Here is a 20,329-nt window from a genome sequence, read left to right as displayed (position 1 = left end):
ATGCCATCTAGGGAAGGGACGGCACCTGGCGCAACGGGAAAGTGGCTTGCAATCGTCGGCATCGGCGAGGACGGGGCGGAGGGGCTGAGCCCGGTGGCGCGGCAGCTCGTTGCCAAGGCCGAATTCGTTTTCGGCGGGCGGCGGCATCTCGATCTGGGGCGGGAACTGATATGCGGCGAGGCGCGGCCATGGCCCGTGCCTTTCGATAGCGCGATGACGGATATCGTTCGCCTGCGCGGCCGCAGGGTCTGCGTTCTTGCCTCGGGCGACCCGTTCCATTTCGGCGTGGGGGCGACGCTTGCGCGCCATGTCGATGCCGATGAGATGCAGGTGGTGCCCGCGCCATCGGCCTTCAGCCTCGCAGCGTCCCGGCTCGGATGGGCGCTTCAGGAGGTCGAGACCGTCTCGCTGCATGGCCGGCCGGTGGAACTGATCCTGCCGCTCCTTCATCCCGGCCGCCGCATAATCGCGCTCACTTCCGATGGCGACGGCCCGAAGGCGGTTGCCGCCCTCCTTGCGCGTGAAGGCTTCGGCACCTCGCGTATCCATGTGTTAGAGGCGCTGGGCGGGCGGCGGGAGTGGTCCGGCACCTTCCTGGCCGAGGCGATGGGGGATGCTTCCTTCAATCCGCTAAACGTCGTGGCGATAGAGGTATCTGCTTCGGAAGATGCGCGCGTCCTGCCGCTTTCGGCCAGCCTTCCCGATGCGGCTTTCGAGCATGACGGGCAGATCACCAAGCGCGAAATCCGGGCGTTGACGCTTTCGGCACTTGCGCCGCGGCGTGGGGAGATGCTGTGGGACATCGGCGCCGGCTCGGGCTCGATTGCCATCGCATGGATGCTGGCCCATTCCTCCATGCGCGCCATCGCCGTCGAGGCGGTTCCGGAGCGCGCCGAGCGTCTCTGCCGCAATTCCCGCGCGCTCGGTGTGCCGGACCTTCGCATCGTCGAAGGCATGGCGCCGGCGGCGCTCGGCGGGTTGCCTGCACCGGATGCGATCTTCATCGGCGGTGGCGGAAGTGACGCGGGCGTGGCGGATGCCGCCATCGCGGCGCTCGATCCTGGCGGACGGCTGATCGCCAACGCTGTGACGCTGGAGATGGAAGCCGTGCTCCTGCGGCTTCATGCGCGCCTCGGTGGGGATCTAACGAGGATTGCGCTCTCCCGCGCTGCCCCCATCGGCGGTATGACCGGGTGGCGCCCGGCCATCCCTGTGACCCAGTGGAGATGGGTGAAGCCATGAGGGTGGCGGGCATCGGGTGCAGGACGGGTGTTGCGGCGGGCGAGGTTCTTGCGGCCGTGGAGGCATGCTCCGCCTCATTCCTGCAGGGGTGGTGTGGGGAGGCGGACACGCCGAGGCTCGATGCCCTCGCCACCGCCGCCTTCAAGGTGGACGAGGCGGGTATCGTTGCGGCTGCGAAGGCGCTCAGCATCCCTCTTATCGCTGTTCCGCGAGACGATTTGAAACGCGCCTCGGCAGGCTGCCTCACGCGCTCCGACGCCTCGCTCGCGGCAACGGGTGTCGCCTCCGTTTCGGAGGCTGCGGCCTTGGCGGCGGCCGGCAAGGGTAGCCGGCTCTTGGGCCCGCGCATCGCAACCGGCAATGTCACATGCGCCATCGCGCAAAGTAAGGACCAGGTATGACAGTACATTTCATCGGCGCCGGCCCCGGTGCCGCCGACCTCATCACGGTCAGGGGACGCGATCTTCTCGCCCGTTGCCCTGTCTGCCTTTATGCCGGCTCTATCGTGCCGGCGGAGCTTCTTTCCCACTGCTCGCGCGATGCGCGCCTCATCGACACCGCGCCCATGTCGCTCGACGAGATCGAGGCCGAGTACTTGGCCGCTCATGAAGCCGGGCTCGAGGCGACGCGGCTCCACTCGGGCGATCTGTCGGTCTGGAGTGCGGTGGCCGAGCAGATCAGGCGGCTGGAGCGGCATGGCATTCCCTATACGCTTACGCCGGGTGTGCCGGCCTTCGCCGCCGCCGCCGCCGCACTCGGGCGCGAGCTCACCATTCCGGAAGTCGCGCAGAGCCTGGTGCTGACGCGCATTTCCGGCCGCGCCTCCAGGATGCCCGAAGGGGAGCGGTTGGAGGCGTTCGGGCGCACGGGCGCCACACTCGCCATTCATCTGGCCATCCACGCGCTCGACCGTATCGTGGAAGAGCTTGCTCCGCTCTATGGACCGGATTGCCCGGTGGTCATCGTGGCGCGCGCGACCTGGCCGGACGAGCGCATCGTGCGCGGCACCCTAGCCACGATCGAGGCGGAAGTGGCGAAGGATCCCATCGACCGCACGGCGATGGTGTTCGTGGGGCGGGGCCTTTCGGCGGAGGGTTTTCGCGAAAGCGCGCTCTACGACGCCCATTACCAGCGACGTTTCCGGGGGCGCGACCCTTCATGAGCCTTGCCGATGCCATAACGCGGCTGCCTTTCGAGCCGATGCCTTTCGAGCCGGGTCATGTCTGGCTCGCGGGCGCGGGGCCGGGAGGGCTCGGCTGTCTGACGTTGGAGGTGATCTCGGCCCTCAGCCTCGCGGATGTCGTGATCTACGATGCGCTGATCGATCCCGCCGCGCTTCGGGCGGCAGGGGAGGCGGAGCATTTCTTCGTCGGCAAGCGTGGGGGTAAACCCTCCACGCCGCAGGAGGAGATCAATCGCCTGATGATCGGCGAGGCCCGGTCGGGCCGGCGCGTGCTTCGCCTCAAGGGCGGTGATCCCAATACGTTCGGACGTGGCGGCGAGGAGGCGTTGGCGCTCGCCCATGCGGGTGTCCCCTTTCGCTTCCTTCCAGGTGTCACCTCGGCCTTCGGCGCGCTGGCGGCGGCACGCATCCCGGCAACGCTGCGCGGTGTCAACAAGGCGGTGATCCTTGCCACCGGCCATGCCGCCGGCACGCCGGACGATCTCGACTGGGCGACACTGGCAAGGACCGGGCAGCCGATCGTCATCTACATGGGCATGAGCAATCTCGACAGGATCGCAGCGGCGCTCATTGCGGGCGGTCTTGATGCAAGCACTCCCGCCGCCGTTCTCATGTCGGCGACGACCGCCGATGAAAAGGCGCTCGTCGGCACGCTTGGCGATATTCCGCGGCGGGCGCGGGAGGAGGACTTCGGTTCTCCGGCACTGATCGTGGTGGGGGACATCGTCACCGTTCGTGAAACGCTGCTCAGGCCGCGCGGGGAAGGAACGACGGTATGACCGCCCGCGGCCTCATCATCGGCGCTCCGCGCTCCGGCTCCGGCAAGACCAGCGTGACCATCGGGCTCATGCGGGCGCTGAGGCGCCGTGGGCTCGCTGTCGCGGGCGCCAAGTCCGGTCCCGACTACATCGACCCCGGCTTCCATGCCGCCGCCACGGGCAGGGCAGGGGTCAATCTCGATAGCTGGGCGATGGCGCCCGGCCTGCTCGACAGCCTGCTGGCAAGGCAGGCGGAGGACGCCGACATGCTCCTCATCGAAAGCGCCATGGGCCTGTTCGATGGCGTGCGTACCCCCGCCGGCCGCACGGGTGCTGCCGCCGATCTCGCCCGGCGCTATGGTCTGCCCGTTCTGCTGGTGCTCGACGTTTCGGGCCAGTCGCAAACCGCTGCCGCCGTTGCCCATGGCTTTGCCACCTTCGATGCCGGCGTGCGCATTGCGGGTGTCGTGCTCAACCAGGCGGCAAGCGAGCGGCACGAGCGGCAGGCGCGGGAGGCGATCGAGGCAAGGGCTATCCCGGTTCTCGGCGCGATCCATCGCAACCCGGACATGGCGCTGCCGGAACGGCATCTGGGGCTGGTGCAGGCAAGCGAACACGCGGCTCTGGAAGGCTTCATCGAGCGGCTGGCCGACATCATGGAGAAGTCTCTGGATCTCGATGCGATCCTGCAGACGGTATCCCCCGTAGAGGTGGCACCGGGTGCAACCGGGTATCACCTCCCGCCGCCCGGCCAGCGTATCGCCATTGCCCAGGATGCAGCCTTCTCCTTCGTCTATCCTCATGTCGCGCGGCAATGGCGCGGGGCGGGTGCAGAGCTTGTCGCCTTCTCACCTCTGGCCGACGAAGGCCCGGATCCTTCTTGCGACGCCTGCTGGCTACCGGGTGGCTATCCCGAGCTCCACGCGGGCAGGCTGACCGCTGCGTCTGGCTTCAAGCAGGCACTCCGCCGGTTCGCGGAAACCGGACCGGTCCATGGAGAATGCGGCGGCTACATGGTTCTGGGCAAGGTGCTGGAGGATGCGGACGGCGCCAGCCATGAAATGATCGGACTGCTCGGCCATGGGACGAGCTTCGCGCGGCGCAAGATCAATCTGGGCTACCGGGAGGCGCGGCTCCTCTCCGACTGTCCTCTAGGGCAAGCCGGAGAGACGGTGCGCGGGCACGAGTTCCACTATTCCCGGCTGATCGAACATGGCGCGGACGAGCCGCTGGCCGAGCTTGCCGATGCGATCGGAAATGCGCTCGGACCTTCCGGCGGCCGGCGTGGCCTTGTCACCGGCACCTATTTCCATGCCATCGCGCGGGGCGGCGCATGAAGGGCGAAGCAGCCCACACGCGGAGGCTTGCCGCCGACGCCAAGGCTTGCATCGGCTTCTATACGCGCCTGCCGTTTTCCGCGACGGTCGCCTCGTTTGCCGCCGCGCAATGGGCGGCGCCCGTTGCGGGTGCGGTCGTAGGGTTGGTTTCCGGCGGGGTCTTGTGGACGGTCGTTTTGGCCGGAGCTCCGGCCCCGGTCGCGGCGGCTGCCGCGCTGGGTGCCGGAATGCTGGCAACGGGAGCGCTGCACGAGGATGGGCTTGCCGATGTGGCGGACGGCTTCGGCGGTGGAAGGAACCGCGACGAGAAGCTCGACATCATGCGCGACTCGCGTGTCGGCACCTACGGAGTGCTGGTCCTGATCGTCACCGTGCTTGCGCGCTGGGCCGCACTTGCTGCGCTTGTGGGCGCTGGGAGCTTTGCCGCGCTTCTGGTGCTGGTGGCCGCCCATGCCGCTTCGCGGGCGCTGATGCCGCTTTTCATGATGCGCGTGCCGCCCGCGCGCGGGGACGGCCTTTCCGCAAGGATTGGCCGTGTCGAGGCGCCGGTTGCCTTCGCGGCGCTTGCGATCGGCGGCTTCTTTCTCGTTCTTACTGGACCGTTCCTCGCGTTGCTGTCGGCCGTGCTTCTCGCGGTCTGGTTCCTGGTTCTGGAGCGGCTCTGCCGCCGCCAGATCGGCGGCCAGACCGGAGACGTGCTGGGCGCGCTTCAGCAAGGGGGCGAGGCCGCCGTCCTCGTAACCGCTTCCGCAATGCTCGTCTGAAGGAGAAAAGATGACGGACCTCTCGTCGACCGATGCAATCCGCGCCGCCTGCCGGGGGCTGCCGGACGGCGATGTGGACGCCGCGCGCGCCGCCGCCGAAAGGCAGGGTACGCTGACGAAGCCGCCCGGCAGCCTTGGCCGCCTGGAGGAGATCGCGGTTTTCCTCGCGCAATGGCAGGGCCGCGCCCAACCCGCACTCAAGACGGTGGATATCCTCGTCTTCGCGGGATCGCACGGTGTCGTGGCGCGCGGGGTTTCCGCCTTCCCCAGCGAGGTCACGCAGCAGATGGTCGCCAATTTCGCCGCCGGTGGCGCGGCGATCAACCAGCTTGCCCAAGCCGCCGGCGCGAGGCTGAGCGTCGTGCCGCTCGAGGTCGACCGTCCGACCGGCGATTTCACCTGCGAGCCCGCCATGTCGGATGCCGAATTCGCGGACGCCGTGCGGACGGGATACCAGGCGGTGCCCGCCGAGGCAGACCTCGTCTGCCTCGGTGAGATGGGCATCGGCAACACCACGGCGGCAGCGGCGGTGGTGGCCGCGCTGTTCGGCGGCGGTGGCGCGCGGTGGGTGGGACGCGGCAGCGGTGTCGACGATGCCGGGGTGAAAAGGAAGGCCGATGCGGTGGATGCGGCACTTGCCTGCCACGCGGGCGCACTGGCCGACCCGCTGTCCGCGCTGCGCCTCGTTGGCGGCCGCGAGCTTGCGGCGATGTTCGGTGCCGCACTCGGTGCGCGCCGCAAACGCATTCCCCTCCTGATCGATGGCTTTGTCTGCACCGCGGCGGTTGCGCCGCTGGCCAGGCTGGAGACCGGTGGGCTGGCGCACGCGCTTGCCGGCCACGTCTCGGCCGAGGCGGCGCACGGAAAGGTGCTGGCGGAGCTCGGCCTTCGCCCGCTGCTCGACCTCGGCATGCGCCTCGGGGAGGGATCCGGTGCCGCCGTGGCGATTTCCATCCTGCGCGCCGCACTCGCCTGCCACAACGGCATGGCGACCTTTGCCGAGGCAGGCGTATCCGGGGGATGAGGAACACGACCATGCGGAAGCTTCTCGTCATCGGCATCGGTACCGGCAACCCCGAGCACATGACCGTGCAGGCGATCAACGCGCTCAACCGCGCCGACATCGTGCTGGTGCCGCGCAAGGGCGCCGCCAAGGAAGATCTCGCCGAGCTGCGGCGTGATATCTGCCGGCGGTATCTTTCCAATCCTGAGACGAGGCTGGTCGAGTTCGACCTGCCGGTCCGCGACGAAAAGGAACCGTCCTATGAGAAGCGCGTTGCCGACTGGCACAGCGCGATCGCCGCGACCTATCGCGACCTGATCCTCGAGCACACGGGCGAGGCTGGCACCGTCGCCTTCCTCGTCTGGGGCGATCCTTCGCTCTACGACAGCACGCTGCGCATCCTCGACCGCCTGGGCGATACGGCTGGATTTCCCTTCGAGCGCGAGGTTATTCCCGGGATCACCAGCATTCAGGCGCTTACGGCGAGCCACGGCATCGCGCTGAACACGGTGGGCAACCCGGTCCACGTCACCACCGGGCGCAGGCTCAAAGACGGCTTTCCCGAAAACGCGGACAGTGCTGTCGTCGTGCTCGACGGCGACATGGCCTTCCGCACACTCGATCAGGATAAGTTCAGCATCTTCTGGGGTGCCTATCTCGGCTCACAAGACGAAATCATCATCGCCGGCGCCCTGTCCGAGGTGGGCGACCGCATTGTCGAGACACGCGAGGATGCGCGTTTGCGCAAAGGGTGGATCATGGACACCTATCTGCTGAGGCGAAACGCCTGATCGGCATTCTCACCCGATGAGGCGCATGCCCGCGGGAAGGCGCCGGAACAATCGCATGATGCCGGCGTTCTCCACGGATCATCTTACCGTGGGAGGACAGCATGAGCATTGCGCGCGTTACCGAAATATCAGCGACCTCTTCCAACAGCTTCGACGATGCAGTGAAACAGGGTATCGAGCGAGCCTCCAAGACACTGCGCAACATCGAAAGCGCCTGGGTGAAAGATCAGAACGTCGAGATCCAGAACGGCAAGGTGGCCGCATATCGGGTCAACCTGCTCGTCACGTTCGTACTGGAGGATTAGTGCTTCACCGGCTCCGGCCGGCGAGGCATTTTCACCTGTCGGGTCTGCTTCTGCGCCTACCGGTCAACCCGGTCGGGGGAGCCCACGATCTCCACACTGGATCGGCTGACATAAAACGTGATCGCGGCCGCGCCGGGCGGGCATCTGTCGGAGCACGAACAGCGCTCTAACTGCGATGTTCTAGGGCGTGGTTGATCATCGTACGGAGGAAACCATGAAACACCAGACTCCGCAGGAAATCGCGGCTGCCGCCAAGGTATATCCGATGCTGCAGAAGCCGTGCATGTCGCGGCGAGAGCGTATCGAGCGCTGGGCCGCGCTTCTCGAAAGCCATGGCGGGCCATTAAACGCTTTAAGACAGATCGAATATCTGTCTCCGGCGGCGCGCAGGGACTACAGGGACGTGAATACGCCACTGACCATTGCGTTCAATGACCAGGTACTGCGCGAAGAGGGGCTGAAGAGCGACGGGCTCGGCGATGCCATGGATTTCTTTGGCCTGAGCGAGTTCGAGGCGCATCGCCTTCTTTGCGATTGCCACTATCTTGGAAGGATGACCGGCAGGGCCGTGGCCAGAGGTCTGCGCCGCTGTGTGGCACGGAAGGAAACCGGTGTAAGTGTGAGGCAGGCGATCTGGCGTTTGTTTGGCTTTACTGCATGAGAAGATGCATGGCCCCGCTTGGCTCGGGCAAGCGGGGCTTCATGTAATCGGGGTTGCGACGGATCATTGCGGTGATGCGGCGGTTCCTTGTTGCCGCTTCACGCCAAGCCCTAGGCTGCCTCTCCGACGATAAGTGCTTCGCTTTCCACTTCCTCCCCCTTCGGCGCACTGCCGAGGCGGATGCGGAAGAATAGCGCGTAGAGCACCGGCACGGCGATCAAGGTGAGCAAGGTGGCAAAGGCAAGCCCGCCCATGATGGTCACCGCCATGGACGCGAAGAAGGCGTCGGGCAGAAGCGGGATCATGCCAAGCACGGTGGTGACGGCCGCCAGGAAGACGGGCCGCAGACGGCTCACGCTGGCATCCACGACTGCCGTTTCCGGCACGATGCCCGAGGCGATCTGCGCATCGATCTCGTCGACGAGCACGATGCCGTTCTTCATCAGCATGCCCGACAGGCTCAAAAGTCCGAGCAGCGCGGTGAAGCTGAATGGCAGGCCGGTGAACAGAAGGCCGGCGACCACGCCGCACACGGCCATCGGCACGACCAGCCAGATGATGAGCGGCTGGCGGATCTTGCCGAACAGCAATACCGAAATGACCAGCATGACGAGGAAGCTGAGCGGCAGCTGGCTGCCCAGCGACTGCTGCGCGTCGCGCGAATTCTCGTACTCTCCGCCCCATTCGAGCTGGTAGCCGGTGGGCAGGGGCAGAGCCTCGATCGATGCGCGCACGCTGCCCAGCGCGTCGGTCGGCGTCAGGCCGGCTATCGGCTCGGCCTGGACGGTGAGCGTGCGCACCCGGTTGCGGCGGCGAATGAGCACCTCCTGCGGAACGGTCTCGAAGCTGGTGACGATCTGGGTGATCGGCACATAGGCGTTTTCGCCGGAGCTCCATACCAGCCGGTCCTGCAGGCGCCCGACATCGAGCCGCTCCTCGGCCGGCGGGCGCGCCACGATGGGGATCGCCCGATCGCTTTCGCGATAGGTGCCGGCCTGGACGCCGGTTGTGGCGAAGGCAAGCGTCTCGGCCACATCGGCTCGGCTGACACCGGAAATACGCGCGCGCTCCTCGTTGATCTCGGGCGCGATGACGAGTTCGCGCTGACGCCAGTTGTGACGGATGTCCATGAGCGTGCCGCTGCGGTGCATGATAGCGATGGCCTCGTCGGCGAGGCGGCGCAGCACGGCCGGATCGTTGCCCGAGAAGCGCGCTTCCACCTTGGCCCCACCGCCGGGGCCGAAGACCAGCCGCTCGGTGCGGATCTCGGCGCTCGGGTATTTCTGCCCCAGCTCCTCGCGCAGCTCGGCAGCCAACGCGTCGATCTGGTCGCGTTCCTCCATCTCGACGATGAACTGGCCATAGGCCGTGTTGGGCTGCTCGGGCGCATAGGTGAGCATGAAGCGGCTGGCGCCCCGGCCGATGAAGCTGGCGACGGCCGTCACGCCGGGCTTGTCCTTGATGATCTCTTCGATCTCGTCCATGTCGCGCGCCGTGGCGCGGATGTCGGAGCCCTGCGGCAGGACGTAGTTGACGTAGAAGAGCGGCGTGTTGGAATCGGGGAAGAACTGTTGCTTCACCAGGCCGAAACCGTAGAAGGACGCGCCCGTCAGAAGGATGAGTGCAACGACGGTGAGCCCGCGCACGCGCAGAGCGCCCCGCAGGACAGCGCGGTAGGCGCCGTAGATCGGCCCGCGATAAGGGTCGTCGTCGGCCGAGCCCGTTCCGGTCTTCAGCAGGTAATGGCCGAAGAGCGGCGTGACCGTGATGGCGAGAATCCAGCTCAACAAAAGCGATATGCCGATGACGGCAAAAAGAGAGAAGAGGAACTCGCCCGTGGCGTCGGGGGACAGCCCTATGCCGGCGAAGGCCATGATGCCGATGACGGTGGCGCCCAGGAGTGGAATCTGCGTGCGCTTGGCGGCATCGTCGGCGGCAGCTTCGGCGTTCATGCCCCTTTGCATGTTGATGAGCATACCTTCGGCGATCACGATGGCGTTGTCGACCAGCATGCCCATGGCGATGATGAGGGCGCCGAGCGAGATGCGCTCCATCTCGATGCCGAAGACGCCCATGAAAAACACCGTCCCCAGCACCGTCAGGAGCAGCGTGCCGCCGACGACGATGCCGACGCGCCAGCCCATGAAGATGCACAGCACGCCGATGACGATGGCGACCGACATGGCCAGGTTCACCATGAAATCATTGATGGCCTGGTCCACCACGACATGTTGCTGATAGATGGGATTGATCTCGACGCCGAGCGGAATGCGCGCGGAGAGCTCGGCAAGCTTTGCATCGACTGCCTGGCCGATCTCGACGATATTGGCGTCGGCCACGCCGGCGACAGCGAGCGTAAAGGCCTCCTCGCCGTGGAAGCGGATCAGCTCGTCGGGCACCTCGGTGGGCGCGCGTACCACCTTCGCCACGTCGAGCAGGCTGATCTGCTCGGTCGTGCCGGGCCGGCCGACCCTGAGCGCCTCGATCGCCGCTACAGAATCGAAGGAAGGCTGCATGGAGATGCGCACGTGGCGGTCGCCTATCCGCACCGCACCGGCATTTTCCACGGCATTCTCGCTCTGGATGGTGGAAAGCACCTGGGAAACGGGAATGCCGAAACGGGCAAGGCGCTCGTTGGATATCTCGATATAGATCGTCTCCGTCGGCTCGCCCGCCGTCGTGACCTTTGCCACGTTGGCTACGGTCAGAAGCTCGCGACGCAGGAAGGTTGCGATGTCGCGCCTGTCGGCGTCGGAGAAGCCAGGCGCGGTGACGGCGTAGAAGAGGCCGAACACATCGCCGAAATCGTCATTGACGACCGAAGGACCGGCCCCGCTCGGCAGCGAGGAACGGGCGTCGTTGATCTTGCGGCGCAACTCGTCCCAGATCTGCGGGATTTCGGAGCCATCGTAGGTCGACTTGATCTCCACCTCGAGCTGGGACATGCCGGGCGTCGACTTCGACGTCACGAAATCGAGCTGCGGCATCTGTTGGACGGCCGATTCGAGAACCTCGGTGACTTCCTGCTCGACCTCCTCTGCGGTGGCACCCGGATAAGGCGTCACGACGACAGCCTGCTTGATGGTGAAGGCCGGGTCCTCCAGGCGGCCGACGCTGCTCAGGCCCCAGAGCCCGCCCAGGAGGCAGAGGAGGACGATCATCCAGGTATAGATCGGGCGTGCGATGGCGAGACGCGCAATGTTCATGGCGTGAATTCTTTAATTGTATGAAAGGTTTGGGGTGGCTCTGTCCGTCAGAACGCGCCCATCGGATGTACGATCATGCCCTCGCGCAGGAGCTGCCCGCCTGCGGCCACGACGAATTCGCCGATATTGAGGCCCGAAAGTACCGGCACGCGGTCGCTGACGAGCGTCCCGATCTCCACTTCGCGCGGACTGACCGCGCCAGTTTCAGTGTTGTAGACCCAGACGCGAAAGGCGCCGTCAGCACGGGTGTCGACCGCGGCGATGGGCACGGAATAGACCTCTTGGGATTGCGGCGCCACGCTGTTGACGGCGACGGAGACGGTCATCCCGGGCAGGAGATTGACGTCGCTCGGCGGTGCCATGCCGAAGGTTACCTCGTAGGTCTGGGCGACGGCGTCGGCCTCGGTGTTATGCTCGCGATATTCGAGCGGGTAGCGCTTGTCCGTCCCAGGGATCGCCGCCTCGGCCTCGATAAGGTCGGGATCGTTGACCAGCCGGAGAACGTCTTCCGGCACGGAAATCTTGACGCGGAACTCGCTGATGTCCTGGATGCGCAGGACCTCCTGGCCGGCTTGCACGTTGGTGTAGGCGTCGGTCAGGCGGCGCGTGATCAGCGCATCGAAGGGGGCTTCGATCGTGGTATCGGAAAGATCGCGCAATGCGTTCTCGGCTGCCACCTTCTTCAACTCATAGTCGGTCTCCGATTGGTCGAAGACGGAACGCGAAATGGAATTGCTGCCAAGCAGCTTTTCCTTGCGCTCGAAATCTGCCTTGGCGAGTTCGGCGGAGAGCTTTGCCTGGCGCAGTGCAAGCTCGTAATCGGTTGGGTCGAGGGCGGCCAGAAGGGCGCCCTTCTCGATCTTCGTGCCTTCGCTGACCGGCATCTCGATCAGTTCACCGCCGACGCGGAAGGAGACGTCCACCGTGCTGACCGGCGCCAGCCGGCCGACGAAATTGCGCGCGCCGAGCGCGGCGGATTGTGAGACCGGCTCGATCGCCACGGTCTGGACCGGCGGTTCCGCGGCCTTGTTGGCCTCGCTTTCCGAGCAGGCGGCAAGAATAAGGGCGGCCAGCGCAAGCGCGCCGGAACGATTAAATGCGGACATGGGACCTATCCTACTTAAGGGTGGTTGCAGCCAGTTCGTCGAGTTTTTCGAGAAGTTCGGCCCGCTTTTCCGGCGGGAAGACGCCGATATCGAGAAGAGCGTGGAACATGAGACCGTCGGCCGCGGCCCACAAAAGGGCAGCCATGTCCCGATCCGTGCACTCCTGTCGAACCTGTTCCCAACGCTTCGCAAGTTCTGCCTGGAGGGGAGCGATCATTTCGGGGTCTTCCGCCGCCACGGCCAGGATGGCTCTGTTTAGGGCCGGATCGAGACACTCCTTATTCGCCGTTGTCTTGATGATGGCCCTCAGCGTGGGATTGGGGCAATCGGCGAATTCTTCGCGAAAGGCCTCAATCAGCGCGATCGAGTTCTCAAGCATCCGGTCGAGCATGCCCTTGAGCAGGCGTTCCTTGTTGGGGAAATTGTAGAGCACGCCGCCCTTGCTGAGGCCCGCTTCGCGCGCCACGCCGTCGATCGTCAGATGGGCGGCGCCGTCGCGCTTCACGATGCGTTGCGCTGCGTCCAGGATCTCCTCGCGGGAATTCGAGGTGCGCTTGTCTGTCCGCGTCGTCGTGGTGGTCGGTTCGCTCATCATTTCACTCATCATTCCGTGTGCCCGTCCGGGAATGCGGCCAATGTCAGGTGCCGCATTCCCGGAATGCAAAAGACTTGGGAGGTCAATTCGGCGCTGGTTCTTACTTAACCGTCCAGACGGTACATATACCGTCCAGTTGGTACAGTCAAGAGGTATGTTGCGATGCAATAGAGGATGCCGCTGCCACCCCGTGACGGTCGATCCCGATGCCGCGCTTTGCGCAAGTGAATGCAAACGATTGCATTTCAATAACTCGTGCGGTAGAAGGTTCTTGGGGAGCGCTTGCTCGATCGGAGGAGGCTCGTTGCATAGCAGCAGCAGCCAGGGAGGAGACCGATGCTGATTTCCAGACGCACCATTCTGATTACCGCCGCAGCCGCCGCACTGCCGGCACGCGCGGCTTTCGGGCAGGAGGTCATCAATCTGACGATCTCCTCCAGCCATCCGCTGGCCATCCCCTGGGTGGCGCCGCTCAAGACTGTGATCGTGGAACGCTCGAACCGGATGCTGGAGGAGCGGGGGAGCAGCCATCGGATCAACTGGACCGAGGCCTTCGGCGGCTCGCTCTACGGCTTCGAGGACACGCTGGAAGCCGTTAGCCAGCAATTGACCGACATGGGCTGGATCGGGGCTTTGTGGGAACCATCCGCCCTGCCGCTGCAGAACATCATGTACTCGACGCCATTTGCCACCAGCGGCGTGCAGCAGGCGGTGGACGTGATGAACGAGCTCAATGCCAAGAATGCGGCCATGAAGGCCGAGTGGGAGGCCAACGGCATCGTCTTTCTCGGGGCGTGCGTTTCGGACGGCTATCACCTCTTCACCAAGAAGCCGATCGAGCAGCTTTCCGATCTCAAGGGCCTGAAGATCCTCGGCGTTCCGGTCTGTGCGCCCTGGATCGAGCCGACCGGCGCCACCCTCGTCTCGACGGGCCTGCCGGCGCAGTATTCGCAGCTCCAGACCGGCGTCGGCGACGGTTCCATCCTGATCGCCACCGGCGCCTATCCACTCAAGATCCACGAGGTTGCGCCGTTCGTGACGCTGGTGGATACGGGCCCGCTCACCTTCGGAGGCTTCGGCGTGAGCCGAGCCACCTGGGACACGCTGCCACAGGATGTTCAGGAGGTGCTGACCGAACTCGGCATGGAGTATTCCACCGAGAACGCCCGGCTGATCGAGGAGCGCCAGGCGAGTGCCATCCAGGCGATGAAGGAGGAAGGCGCCACGATTGCCAAGATGCCGCAGGAGCAGCGGCTGGAGTGGGTGAGCATGATGCCCGATCTCGGCCGCAACTGGGTCGAGGCCGGTGAGGCCGACGGCATCCCGGCGCGCGAGATCATGAAGGAGTTCATGGCTACCGTCCGCGCCAGAGGCGGCAAGCCGCTGCGCGACTGGGACGGCAATATCTAGAACTGCCGCCGAAAGCACTCGCGTGATCCGGCCGTGCCCGGTCGGATCGCGAACCCCGCCTACAGCGAGCCGAAGCGCATGGCCGAAAACACAGCGACAGAACGAGCCGCCGCCCCTTCTGTTTTCGGGCGCACCTGGCAGGCCGTCCCGCTCGTGCTTTCCGCCGTCGCCTCCTCGGCCCTGGTCGGGCTGATGCTTCTGATCGTGGCCGACATCGGCATGCGTTTTTTCTTGTTAAGGCCGATCAACGGTGTGAGCGATATCGTGGCGCTCACCATCGTGGCGTGCGTGTTCCTCCAGCTTGGCAGCACCATCGGCGGCGGGCGGCTGGTGCGGGCGGATTTCCTCATCGGCGCCTGGCAGGAAAAGCGGCCTCATCTGGCGCGCACGATGGAGCTGGTCTTCTTCGCCGCGGCGGCCGCGATCCTTGCCGCAGCGCTCTCCTGGCTGTGGCGCTATCTCGTGAAGTCCTATCATTCGGGTGAGTTCAGCGGCGCCGTCGGCGCCTATCAAATCACGGTCTGGCCCTTCAAGTTCGCCGTGGTGGCCGGCTGTGCCGTGGCATTCGTCGAGGCCGGCCGGCGGGCTCTCCTGTCCGGTTCTGGCCTTTTGGGCGCCCTGCGGCGGCCGGCGCCGGGGGAGCCGGCGTTGTCGCGCGATCTCCTGCCGATCGCGATTTTCGTCGGTGCCGTCGCTGCCTTTCTCATCCTGAATTTCACCCTGACCCTGTCGCCGGTCTGGATCGGCATCGTCTCGCTCGCCGGCCTTCTGGTGGCGGTCACGCTCGGCATGCCGATCGCCTTTGCGCTTCTGGCGCTTTCCTTTCTCGGCCTGTGGCTGGTGCGGCACAACCCGGCCATCGCCCAGAATGCGCTCGGGATTGCCGCCGGCGGCGCGATCCGTTCCTACGAGTTCGGGGTGGTGCCGCTCTTCGTGCTGATGGGGCTGGTGCTCGACCGGGCCGATGCCGGCCGCGACGCCTTCCAGGTCGCCGTCCACCTCCTGCGGCGGGTGCGCGGCGGGCTCGGCATGGCCACCGTCGCCGCCAACGCCATCTTTGCCTCGATCACCGGCAGCTCGATCGCGTCCGCGGCGGTCTTCAGCCGCATCGCCGTGCCGCCGATGATCGAGAGCGGATATACGCCGCGTTTCGCGGTCGGCGTGGTGACGGGAAGCTCGGTCTTGGGGATGCTCATCCCGCCGAGCCTGCTTCTCATCATCTACGGGCTCCTGGCGGAGGTCTCGGTCGGCAAGCTGTTCATCGCGGCGATCGTGCCGGGGCTTCTTCTCGCCTCGGCCTTCGCGGCGCTCAACGTGGCGCTGGCTACCTGGTTTCCCCGCTTTGTCGGAACGCCCAAGCCGGTTGCGGCGGAGGGCATGCCGGCGGCGGAGATGGCGCGGCGGCTGGCGCCCGTGGTGGCCATCGTCGCTGTCGTGATGGGCGGGATCTATGCCGGCGTTTTTACCGCGACGGAGGCGGGGGCCGTAGGTGCCCTCGGCGCCTTCATCGTCGGCTTTGCCCGGCGCAAGCTCGGCCTGAAGGAGATCGGCCGGGTCGTGCTGGAGACGGGCTACATCGCCGCCGGCATCCTGTTCCTGATCATCGCCGCCAATCTCTATGGCCGCATGCTGACACTTTCCACCATCCCCATGCAGATGACCGCCGCCCTTGCCGCCCTTAATCTCGGCTTCATGGGCTTCCTCGTCGTCTATCTCGTGATCCTGATCCTGCTCGGCATGATCCTGGATTCGGTCTCCATCATGCTGATCATCCTGCCCATCGTGCTGCCGGTGGTGGCGGCCTTCGGCGGCGATCCGGTCTGGTTCGGCGTGGTCACGGTGATCGGCGTGGAGATCGGGCTTCTGACGCCGCCCTTCGGGCTTTCCGTCTTCGTGGTGAAGGGCACGCTGCCGCCCGGCTTCGCGTCCCTTCATGATATCTTCACCGGCGCCTTCCCCTTCGTGATCGTCATGGTGGCGGTCACGCTCATCCTGATGGCCTTCCCCGCCATCGCGCTCTTCCTTCTTTAGCCGGAGGCCCATCCATGTCCCGCATTCTCATCAAGGGCGGCACAATCGTCACCATGGACGAGAAGGGAAGGATACTGGCGCCCGGAGACCTTCTGGTGGAGCGGGGCCGCATTGCCGCCCTCGCACCAAGGCTGGAGGTGGAAGAGGTGGGCGAGGTGATCGATGCCGCCGGCATGATCGTCATGCCGGGCTTCGTCAACGCGCACTTGCACACCTGGCAGACGGGATTGCGCGGGATCGCCGCCGACTGGACGATCAAGGAATATCTGCGGGCCATGCATGCGGGGCTGGCCACGCATTTCCGGCCGCAGGACATCTACATCGCCAATCTCATGGGCGCCCATGCCCAGCTCAACGCGGGCACCACGACGCTTGTCGACTGGTGCCACAACAATCCCACACCCGAGCACACGGATGCCGCCATCGATGCGCTTCGGAATAGCGGCATCCGCGCACTTTTCCTGCACGGCTCGCCCAAGCCCGATCCCAAGACCGGCCAGAGACATTTCAGCGAGATCCCGCTGCCGCGCGCGGAGGTCGAGCGGGTGCGCCGTGAGCGGCTTTCAAGCGACGATGGGCTGGTCACCCTCGGGCTTGCCATCCTCGGTCCCGGCATGTCGGTGCACGAGGTCTGCCTCGCAGACTTCCGGCTCGCCCGCGAACTCGGCCTTGTCGCCAGCATGCATGTGAGCGGCGGCTTCATGGTCCCGGACGGTTTCGAGCGGCTGGCGGCGGAGGGGCTGCTGGGGCGCCATATCAATGTCGTTCACGCCAACATCCTCAGCGACGAACAGCTTTCCCTCCTCGTCTCCAACGGCGTCTCCTTCACGGTGACGGCGGAGGTGGAGATGCAGATGGGCTTCGGCCGGCCGCTGACGGGGCGGCTGCGGGCGCTTGGCGCGCCGGTCTCGATCGGCTCCGACATCGAGTCGGCCATGTCGAGCGACATGTTCACCGTGGCGCGCATGACACTGCAATGCCAGCGCCTGCTCGACAACCTCGATGCTATCGCGGCCATGGGGGCCGGGCCGGAGGCAATCACCGTCTCCAGTGCCGAGGCGCTGCGCTGGGCGACGATCGATGGCGCCCGCATGGCCGGCATGGACCACCGCGTCGGCTCGCTCGTACCGGGTAAGGCGGCCGACATCGCGCTGCTCGATACGCGCGCCCATGGGCTATATCCAGTCAACGACCCGGTCGCCTCCATCGTGTTGCAGGCCGGACCGGCCAATGTCGACACGGTCATGGTGGACGGCGTTGTCCGCAAGCGGGCAGGGCGGCTGCTTGCGGCCGACCTTGACCGCCGCGCGGACGAGCTTGCCGCTTCCGGTGCGCGAATTCTCACCGAATTCCGCGGTGCCCAAAGCTGAAGAGGGGCGTAATGGAGCGCAAGAGGCGGCTGGTCAGGTCAGTTTCTCGGCAGCAAAGTCGGCGGCCATAGGGCGATAGGCCCAAGCAATATTGTTGCAGACGTGATTGCCATCCGGGTAAATCACGAGCTCCGCACCGCCCGCCCAGGCAGCGCAGCGCTCGGCTTCTCCCGGTGGAAAGATGCGGTCCTTGCCGCCGTGGATGACGAGCATCGGGCAGGAGGCTGGAAGGGTGCCCGCAAGGGTGAAGGCGCGCGCCCGCTCCGCCGCCTCTTCCATGTCGGCGGCGCCGAGTGCGTAGGTCATGTTGTCACGGTAGACCGGCGGGAAACCTGGCCACATGGCCGCCAGATCGTGAAAGCCGTTGATGGAGACCACGGCCTTCAGGCCGGGTACGGCACCGGCAGCTCGCAGCGCCAGGTGGCCGCCGAAGGCCATGCCCACCAGCGCGATGCCGTCGGCAATTCCGGGCACGCCATGAACGTGTTCGACAACGGCGGCGAGCGCGGGGCCGATATCCGCCCTGAGCGGCCCGAGGCTGCGGCCTTCGCCCTGACCCGGCCCGTCGACCGACAGCGTCGCAAGGCCGCGTTTCAGGAAATGCGCTTCGAGCGCCGGAAACTCCTCCTTCGTGGAGTCGGAGCCGGGGATGAGAATGGCGAGAGGGTAGGGTGCGGTGCCGCGCACCGGCTTGCGTAGCGCCGCCCGGATGACACCGCCTTCGAAAGGGATCGACAGAATTTCGCCCGGCGGATCGAGCATCGGCAATGCCCGCGCATAGGCTTCGCACTTTGCGCGGGCTGCCGCGTTCTTCTGGGCGATGTCGTCGAAGAACATGAATTGTGCGAAGTGATAGAACAAGCTCGCGCGGGCAAAGGCCTCGCCCGCTGTCACGCGACGGCCGAGAGACAGGGCTTCTTCTCCAGCGGCCCGGTGGCGTTCGCCTTCAGCGGTCCAGGCGCGGCACCAATTCTCCCAGGTGCCGGCAGCCTCCATCACTGCCTTCGCCGTGGTCGAGGGGATGCCGGCCACCTCCATGCGCGGCAGCCAGTGGCCGGCGACTTCCATGAGGCGGTTTTCCGTAGCGGCCATGGGAGGGTTCCTGTTGCCGAGCTAGATCATTTCACCATTTCATGGAAACGGCGAAACGATCTAACCTTTTATCTTGCCGCAATTCCGGACGGAAAACCGGTTCCCACTTTTCCTGGAATTGCTTCTAGTGGTCTGACCCAAACAGATGGTACCCATCTGTTTGGATAAGTCAGCCCACAAGCTATTGATCTGGTGGGGCGATTTGCCCTGACAGATGGGTACCATCTGTCAGGATCGCACCACTAGAGGGGGCGGACGCGCGGTTTAGCCGTGTCCCCGTCTTGCCCGTTCGGGGCGTGGATGGCGCGGGTCGAGCCGCGGACGATCAGTTCGATGGGGAGCACGATATGTTCCGCCACGTATTCGCCGGGCGGGCGCTCGATCATCTGCACCAGAAGCTGTCCTGCCTCGAAGCCGACCTTGTTGGACTGGATGCGGATGGTGGTGAGGGGTGGCTGCATCCGCTCCACCATCGGCATGTCGTTGTAGCCGGTCACCGACACATCCTCCGGGCAGCGCCGGCCGTGCCGGGAAAGCGCGGCGATGGCGCCGACCGCCAGCCGGTCGTTCGAGCAGACAATGGCCGTGAACTCGGCGCCGCTCGCCAAAAGCTCCTCCACGCAGCGCTCACCCTCCGCCTCGTTGAAGGCGTTGGCGAAAACGACGAGGCCGCGATCGTCGGCAAGCCCCATCGGCCCGCGGTACTTTTCGAAGCCGGCATAACGCGCGGCGCCCGTCGACAGGGACTGGGGGCCCGCGATGTTGGCCACCCGCCGGTGGCCGAGCGAGACGAGATGGGTGAGCACCCGGCGGATGCCTTCCGCCTCGTCGTTGACGACGGAGGCCACGGTGCTGTCGTCCACCCGCCGGTTGACGGTGATGACCGGCAACCCCTCGGCGGCCAGCTTGGAGACGGCGGCGTCCTCGCGCTCGACGCTCGCCAGGATCAGCCCGTCGACGCCGCGCGAGCGGAAGGTTTCGACAAGGCCGGTCTCGCGGCGCATGTCGCCATCGGTGTTGCCGAGGATGGCGACGTAGCCGCGGCTTGCCAGCGCATCCTCCACACCGCGGATGATCGGCGGGAACACGGGGTTGGTGATGTCGGGCACGACGACGCCGATGGTGCGCGTGCGATTGGTCTTGAGCGAATAGGCGGCCGCGTTCTGGCGGTAGTCGAGCCGCTCGCTCGCTTTCAATATCTGCTCGGCCACCTCCGGCGTGATGAGATGCCGCGTGCGCGGATCGAGCGCGCGGGAAACCGTCGAGACATGGACCCCTACCGCATTGGCAACGTCCTTGAGCGTCACGCGTTTCTTGATGGACGTCTTCTGCATGGTGGCTGGTGCGGCTCCGGAATCAAACGAACTCCGGCCAGAATACCGTTTCGTGCAAACGTTTTCAAATGCACGGAGCGGGGGTGCGTCGGTTGGGCCCAATCCGGAAGAGCGGGCCTCTCGACGGCGGGAAAGGCGAAC

At 65.7% G+C, this 20,329-nt stretch carries 18 protein-coding genes; 13 read left to right on the top strand and 5 right to left on the bottom strand.

Going from position 1 to position 20,329, the window contains the following annotated elements:
- The 10 genes from cbiE (at position 1) to GPJ75_RS08525 (ending at position 8,044) form a co-directional block, all read left to right on the top strand.
- Positions 1 to 1,242, top strand: coding sequence for a precorrin-6y C5,15-methyltransferase (decarboxylating) subunit CbiE (gene cbiE / locus GPJ75_RS08570; RefSeq protein ID WP_163267136.1), 1,242 nt, complete (start codon positions 1 to 3; stop codon positions 1,240 to 1,242).
- A complete protein-coding gene (locus GPJ75_RS08565; RefSeq protein ID WP_163267134.1) occupies positions 1,239 to 1,643 on the top strand; it encodes a cobalamin biosynthesis protein in 405 nt (134 codons plus the stop codon). The genes cbiE and GPJ75_RS08565 overlap by 4 nt, the downstream gene beginning before the upstream one ends.
- Positions 1,640 to 2,404, top strand: coding sequence for a precorrin-4 C(11)-methyltransferase (gene cobM / locus GPJ75_RS08560; protein ID WP_163267132.1), 765 nt, complete (start codon positions 1,640 to 1,642; stop codon positions 2,402 to 2,404). The genes GPJ75_RS08565 and cobM overlap by 4 nt, the downstream gene beginning before the upstream one ends.
- Complete coding sequence (gene cobA, locus GPJ75_RS08555) at positions 2,401 to 3,204, top strand: uroporphyrinogen-III C-methyltransferase (protein WP_163267130.1); 804 nt, start codon at positions 2,401 to 2,403, stop codon at positions 3,202 to 3,204. Before cobM ends, cobA begins: the two co-directional genes overlap by 4 nt.
- Positions 3,201 to 4,520 (top strand): cobyrinic acid a,c-diamide synthase CobB, encoded by a 1,320-nt coding sequence (locus GPJ75_RS08550; RefSeq protein ID WP_163267128.1) that lies wholly within the window; start codon positions 3,201 to 3,203, stop codon positions 4,518 to 4,520. The genes cobA and GPJ75_RS08550 overlap by 4 nt, the downstream gene beginning before the upstream one ends.
- Positions 4,517 to 5,284 (top strand): adenosylcobinamide-GDP ribazoletransferase, encoded by a 768-nt coding sequence (gene cobS, locus GPJ75_RS08545; RefSeq protein ID WP_163267126.1) that lies wholly within the window; start codon positions 4,517 to 4,519, stop codon positions 5,282 to 5,284. Before GPJ75_RS08550 ends, cobS begins: the two co-directional genes overlap by 4 nt.
- 10 nt (positions 5,285 to 5,294) lie before the next feature.
- Complete coding sequence (cobT, locus tag GPJ75_RS08540) at positions 5,295 to 6,308, top strand: nicotinate-nucleotide--dimethylbenzimidazole phosphoribosyltransferase (protein WP_163267124.1); 1,014 nt, start codon at positions 5,295 to 5,297, stop codon at positions 6,306 to 6,308.
- An 11-nt stretch (positions 6,309 to 6,319) separates the two neighbouring features.
- The gene (gene cobF, locus GPJ75_RS08535; RefSeq protein ID WP_163267122.1) at positions 6,320 to 7,078 is read left to right on the top strand and encodes a precorrin-6A synthase (deacetylating); all 759 of its coding nucleotides are present in this window, start codon (positions 6,320 to 6,322) and stop codon (positions 7,076 to 7,078) included.
- A 101-nt stretch (positions 7,079 to 7,179) separates the two neighbouring features.
- Positions 7,180 to 7,383: a dodecin family protein gene (locus GPJ75_RS08530; protein ID WP_163267120.1), complete on the top strand. Its 204-nt coding sequence runs from the start codon at positions 7,180 to 7,182 to the stop codon at positions 7,381 to 7,383.
- Positions 7,384 to 7,597: 214 nt separating this feature from the next.
- Entirely contained in the window at positions 7,598 to 8,044 is a 447-nt protein-coding gene (locus GPJ75_RS08525; RefSeq protein WP_163267118.1) for a hypothetical protein, read from the top strand.
- A gap of 110 nt (positions 8,045 to 8,154) precedes the next feature.
- On the opposite strand, the gene GPJ75_RS08520 is transcribed toward GPJ75_RS08525, so the two are convergent.
- Genes GPJ75_RS08520 through GPJ75_RS08510 form a run of 3 tightly spaced genes read right to left on the bottom strand, consistent with a single transcriptional unit; the run spans position 8,155 to position 12,948 of the window.
- On the bottom strand, positions 8,155 to 11,250 hold the full coding sequence (locus tag GPJ75_RS08520) for an efflux RND transporter permease subunit (protein WP_163267116.1): 3,096 nt from the start codon (positions 11,248 to 11,250) through the stop codon (positions 8,155 to 8,157).
- Between the two features lie 47 nt (positions 11,251 to 11,297).
- Positions 11,298 to 12,356 carry an efflux RND transporter periplasmic adaptor subunit gene (locus tag GPJ75_RS08515; RefSeq protein ID WP_163267114.1) on the bottom strand — a complete coding sequence of 353 codons (1,059 nt, stop codon included), beginning with the start codon at positions 12,354 to 12,356 and terminating at the stop codon, positions 11,298 to 11,300.
- Positions 12,357 to 12,366: 10 nt separating this feature from the next.
- The gene (locus GPJ75_RS08510) at positions 12,367 to 12,948 is read right to left on the bottom strand and encodes a TetR/AcrR family transcriptional regulator (protein WP_163267112.1); all 582 of its coding nucleotides are present in this window, start codon (positions 12,946 to 12,948) and stop codon (positions 12,367 to 12,369) included.
- Between the two features lie 339 nt (positions 12,949 to 13,287).
- On the opposite strand from GPJ75_RS08510, the gene GPJ75_RS08505 reads away from it, so the two are divergent.
- From GPJ75_RS08505 to GPJ75_RS08495, 3 genes are all read left to right on the top strand, one after another.
- The gene (locus tag GPJ75_RS08505; RefSeq protein ID WP_163267110.1) at positions 13,288 to 14,361 is read left to right on the top strand and encodes a C4-dicarboxylate TRAP transporter substrate-binding protein; all 1,074 of its coding nucleotides are present in this window, start codon (positions 13,288 to 13,290) and stop codon (positions 14,359 to 14,361) included.
- Between the two features lie 78 nt (positions 14,362 to 14,439).
- On the top strand, positions 14,440 to 16,392 hold the full coding sequence (locus GPJ75_RS08500; RefSeq protein WP_246248985.1) for a TRAP transporter large permease subunit: 1,953 nt from the start codon (positions 14,440 to 14,442) through the stop codon (positions 16,390 to 16,392).
- A 14-nt stretch (positions 16,393 to 16,406) separates the two neighbouring features.
- Positions 16,407 to 17,762, top strand: coding sequence for an amidohydrolase family protein (locus GPJ75_RS08495; RefSeq protein ID WP_163267108.1), 1,356 nt, complete (start codon positions 16,407 to 16,409; stop codon positions 17,760 to 17,762).
- Positions 17,763 to 17,795: 33 nt separating this feature from the next.
- Here GPJ75_RS08495 and GPJ75_RS08490 read toward each other — a convergent pair whose 3' ends face one another.
- Together GPJ75_RS08490 and GPJ75_RS08485 are read right to left on the bottom strand one after the other, a co-directional pair.
- A complete protein-coding gene (locus GPJ75_RS08490; protein ID WP_163267106.1) occupies positions 17,796 to 18,854 on the bottom strand; it encodes an alpha/beta hydrolase family protein in 1,059 nt (352 codons plus the stop codon).
- Between the two features lie 242 nt (positions 18,855 to 19,096).
- Positions 19,097 to 20,188, bottom strand: coding sequence for a LacI family DNA-binding transcriptional regulator (locus tag GPJ75_RS08485; protein WP_163267104.1), 1,092 nt, complete (start codon positions 20,186 to 20,188; stop codon positions 19,097 to 19,099).
- Positions 20,189 to 20,329: the final 141 nt, after the last annotated feature.

The organism is Chelativorans alearensis (assembly GCF_010993735.1).
Lineage (GTDB): Bacteria > Pseudomonadota > Alphaproteobacteria > Rhizobiales > Rhizobiaceae > Chelativorans > Chelativorans alearense.
Note: the sequence above shows the minus strand (reverse complement) of the source record. Positions and strands in the feature narration are given on the sequence as shown.

Coding starts and splice junctions, on each gene's coding strand:
- cobT (WP_163267124.1), top strand. CDS start 5,295: ATGACGGACCTCTCGTCGACCGATGCAATCCGCGCCGCCTGCCGGGGG.
- GPJ75_RS08490 (WP_163267106.1), bottom strand. CDS start 18,854: ATGGCCGCTACGGAAAACCGCCTCATGGAAGTCGCCGGCCACTGGCTG.
- cbiE (WP_163267136.1), top strand. CDS start 1: ATGCCATCTAGGGAAGGGACGGCACCTGGCGCAACGGGAAAGTGGCTT.
- GPJ75_RS08565 (WP_163267134.1), top strand. CDS start 1,239: ATGAGGGTGGCGGGCATCGGGTGCAGGACGGGTGTTGCGGCGGGCGAG.
- cobA (WP_163267130.1), top strand. CDS start 2,401: ATGAGCCTTGCCGATGCCATAACGCGGCTGCCTTTCGAGCCGATGCCT.
- GPJ75_RS08485 (WP_163267104.1), bottom strand. CDS start 20,188: ATGCAGAAGACGTCCATCAAGAAACGCGTGACGCTCAAGGACGTTGCC.
- GPJ75_RS08510 (WP_163267112.1), bottom strand. CDS start 12,948: ATGAGCGAACCGACCACCACGACGACGCGGACAGACAAGCGCACCTCG.
- cobM (WP_163267132.1), top strand. CDS start 1,640: ATGACAGTACATTTCATCGGCGCCGGCCCCGGTGCCGCCGACCTCATC.
- GPJ75_RS08505 (WP_163267110.1), top strand. CDS start 13,288: ATGCTGATTTCCAGACGCACCATTCTGATTACCGCCGCAGCCGCCGCA.
- GPJ75_RS08495 (WP_163267108.1), top strand. CDS start 16,407: ATGTCCCGCATTCTCATCAAGGGCGGCACAATCGTCACCATGGACGAG.
- cobS (WP_163267126.1), top strand. CDS start 4,517: ATGAAGGGCGAAGCAGCCCACACGCGGAGGCTTGCCGCCGACGCCAAG.
- GPJ75_RS08550 (WP_163267128.1), top strand. CDS start 3,201: ATGACCGCCCGCGGCCTCATCATCGGCGCTCCGCGCTCCGGCTCCGGC.
- GPJ75_RS08520 (WP_163267116.1), bottom strand. CDS start 11,250: ATGAACATTGCGCGTCTCGCCATCGCACGCCCGATCTATACCTGGATG.
- cobF (WP_163267122.1), top strand. CDS start 6,320: ATGCGGAAGCTTCTCGTCATCGGCATCGGTACCGGCAACCCCGAGCAC.
- GPJ75_RS08500 (WP_246248985.1), top strand. CDS start 14,440: ATGGCCGAAAACACAGCGACAGAACGAGCCGCCGCCCCTTCTGTTTTC.
- GPJ75_RS08525 (WP_163267118.1), top strand. CDS start 7,598: ATGAAACACCAGACTCCGCAGGAAATCGCGGCTGCCGCCAAGGTATAT.
- GPJ75_RS08530 (WP_163267120.1), top strand. CDS start 7,180: ATGAGCATTGCGCGCGTTACCGAAATATCAGCGACCTCTTCCAACAGC.
- GPJ75_RS08515 (WP_163267114.1), bottom strand. CDS start 12,356: ATGTCCGCATTTAATCGTTCCGGCGCGCTTGCGCTGGCCGCCCTTATT.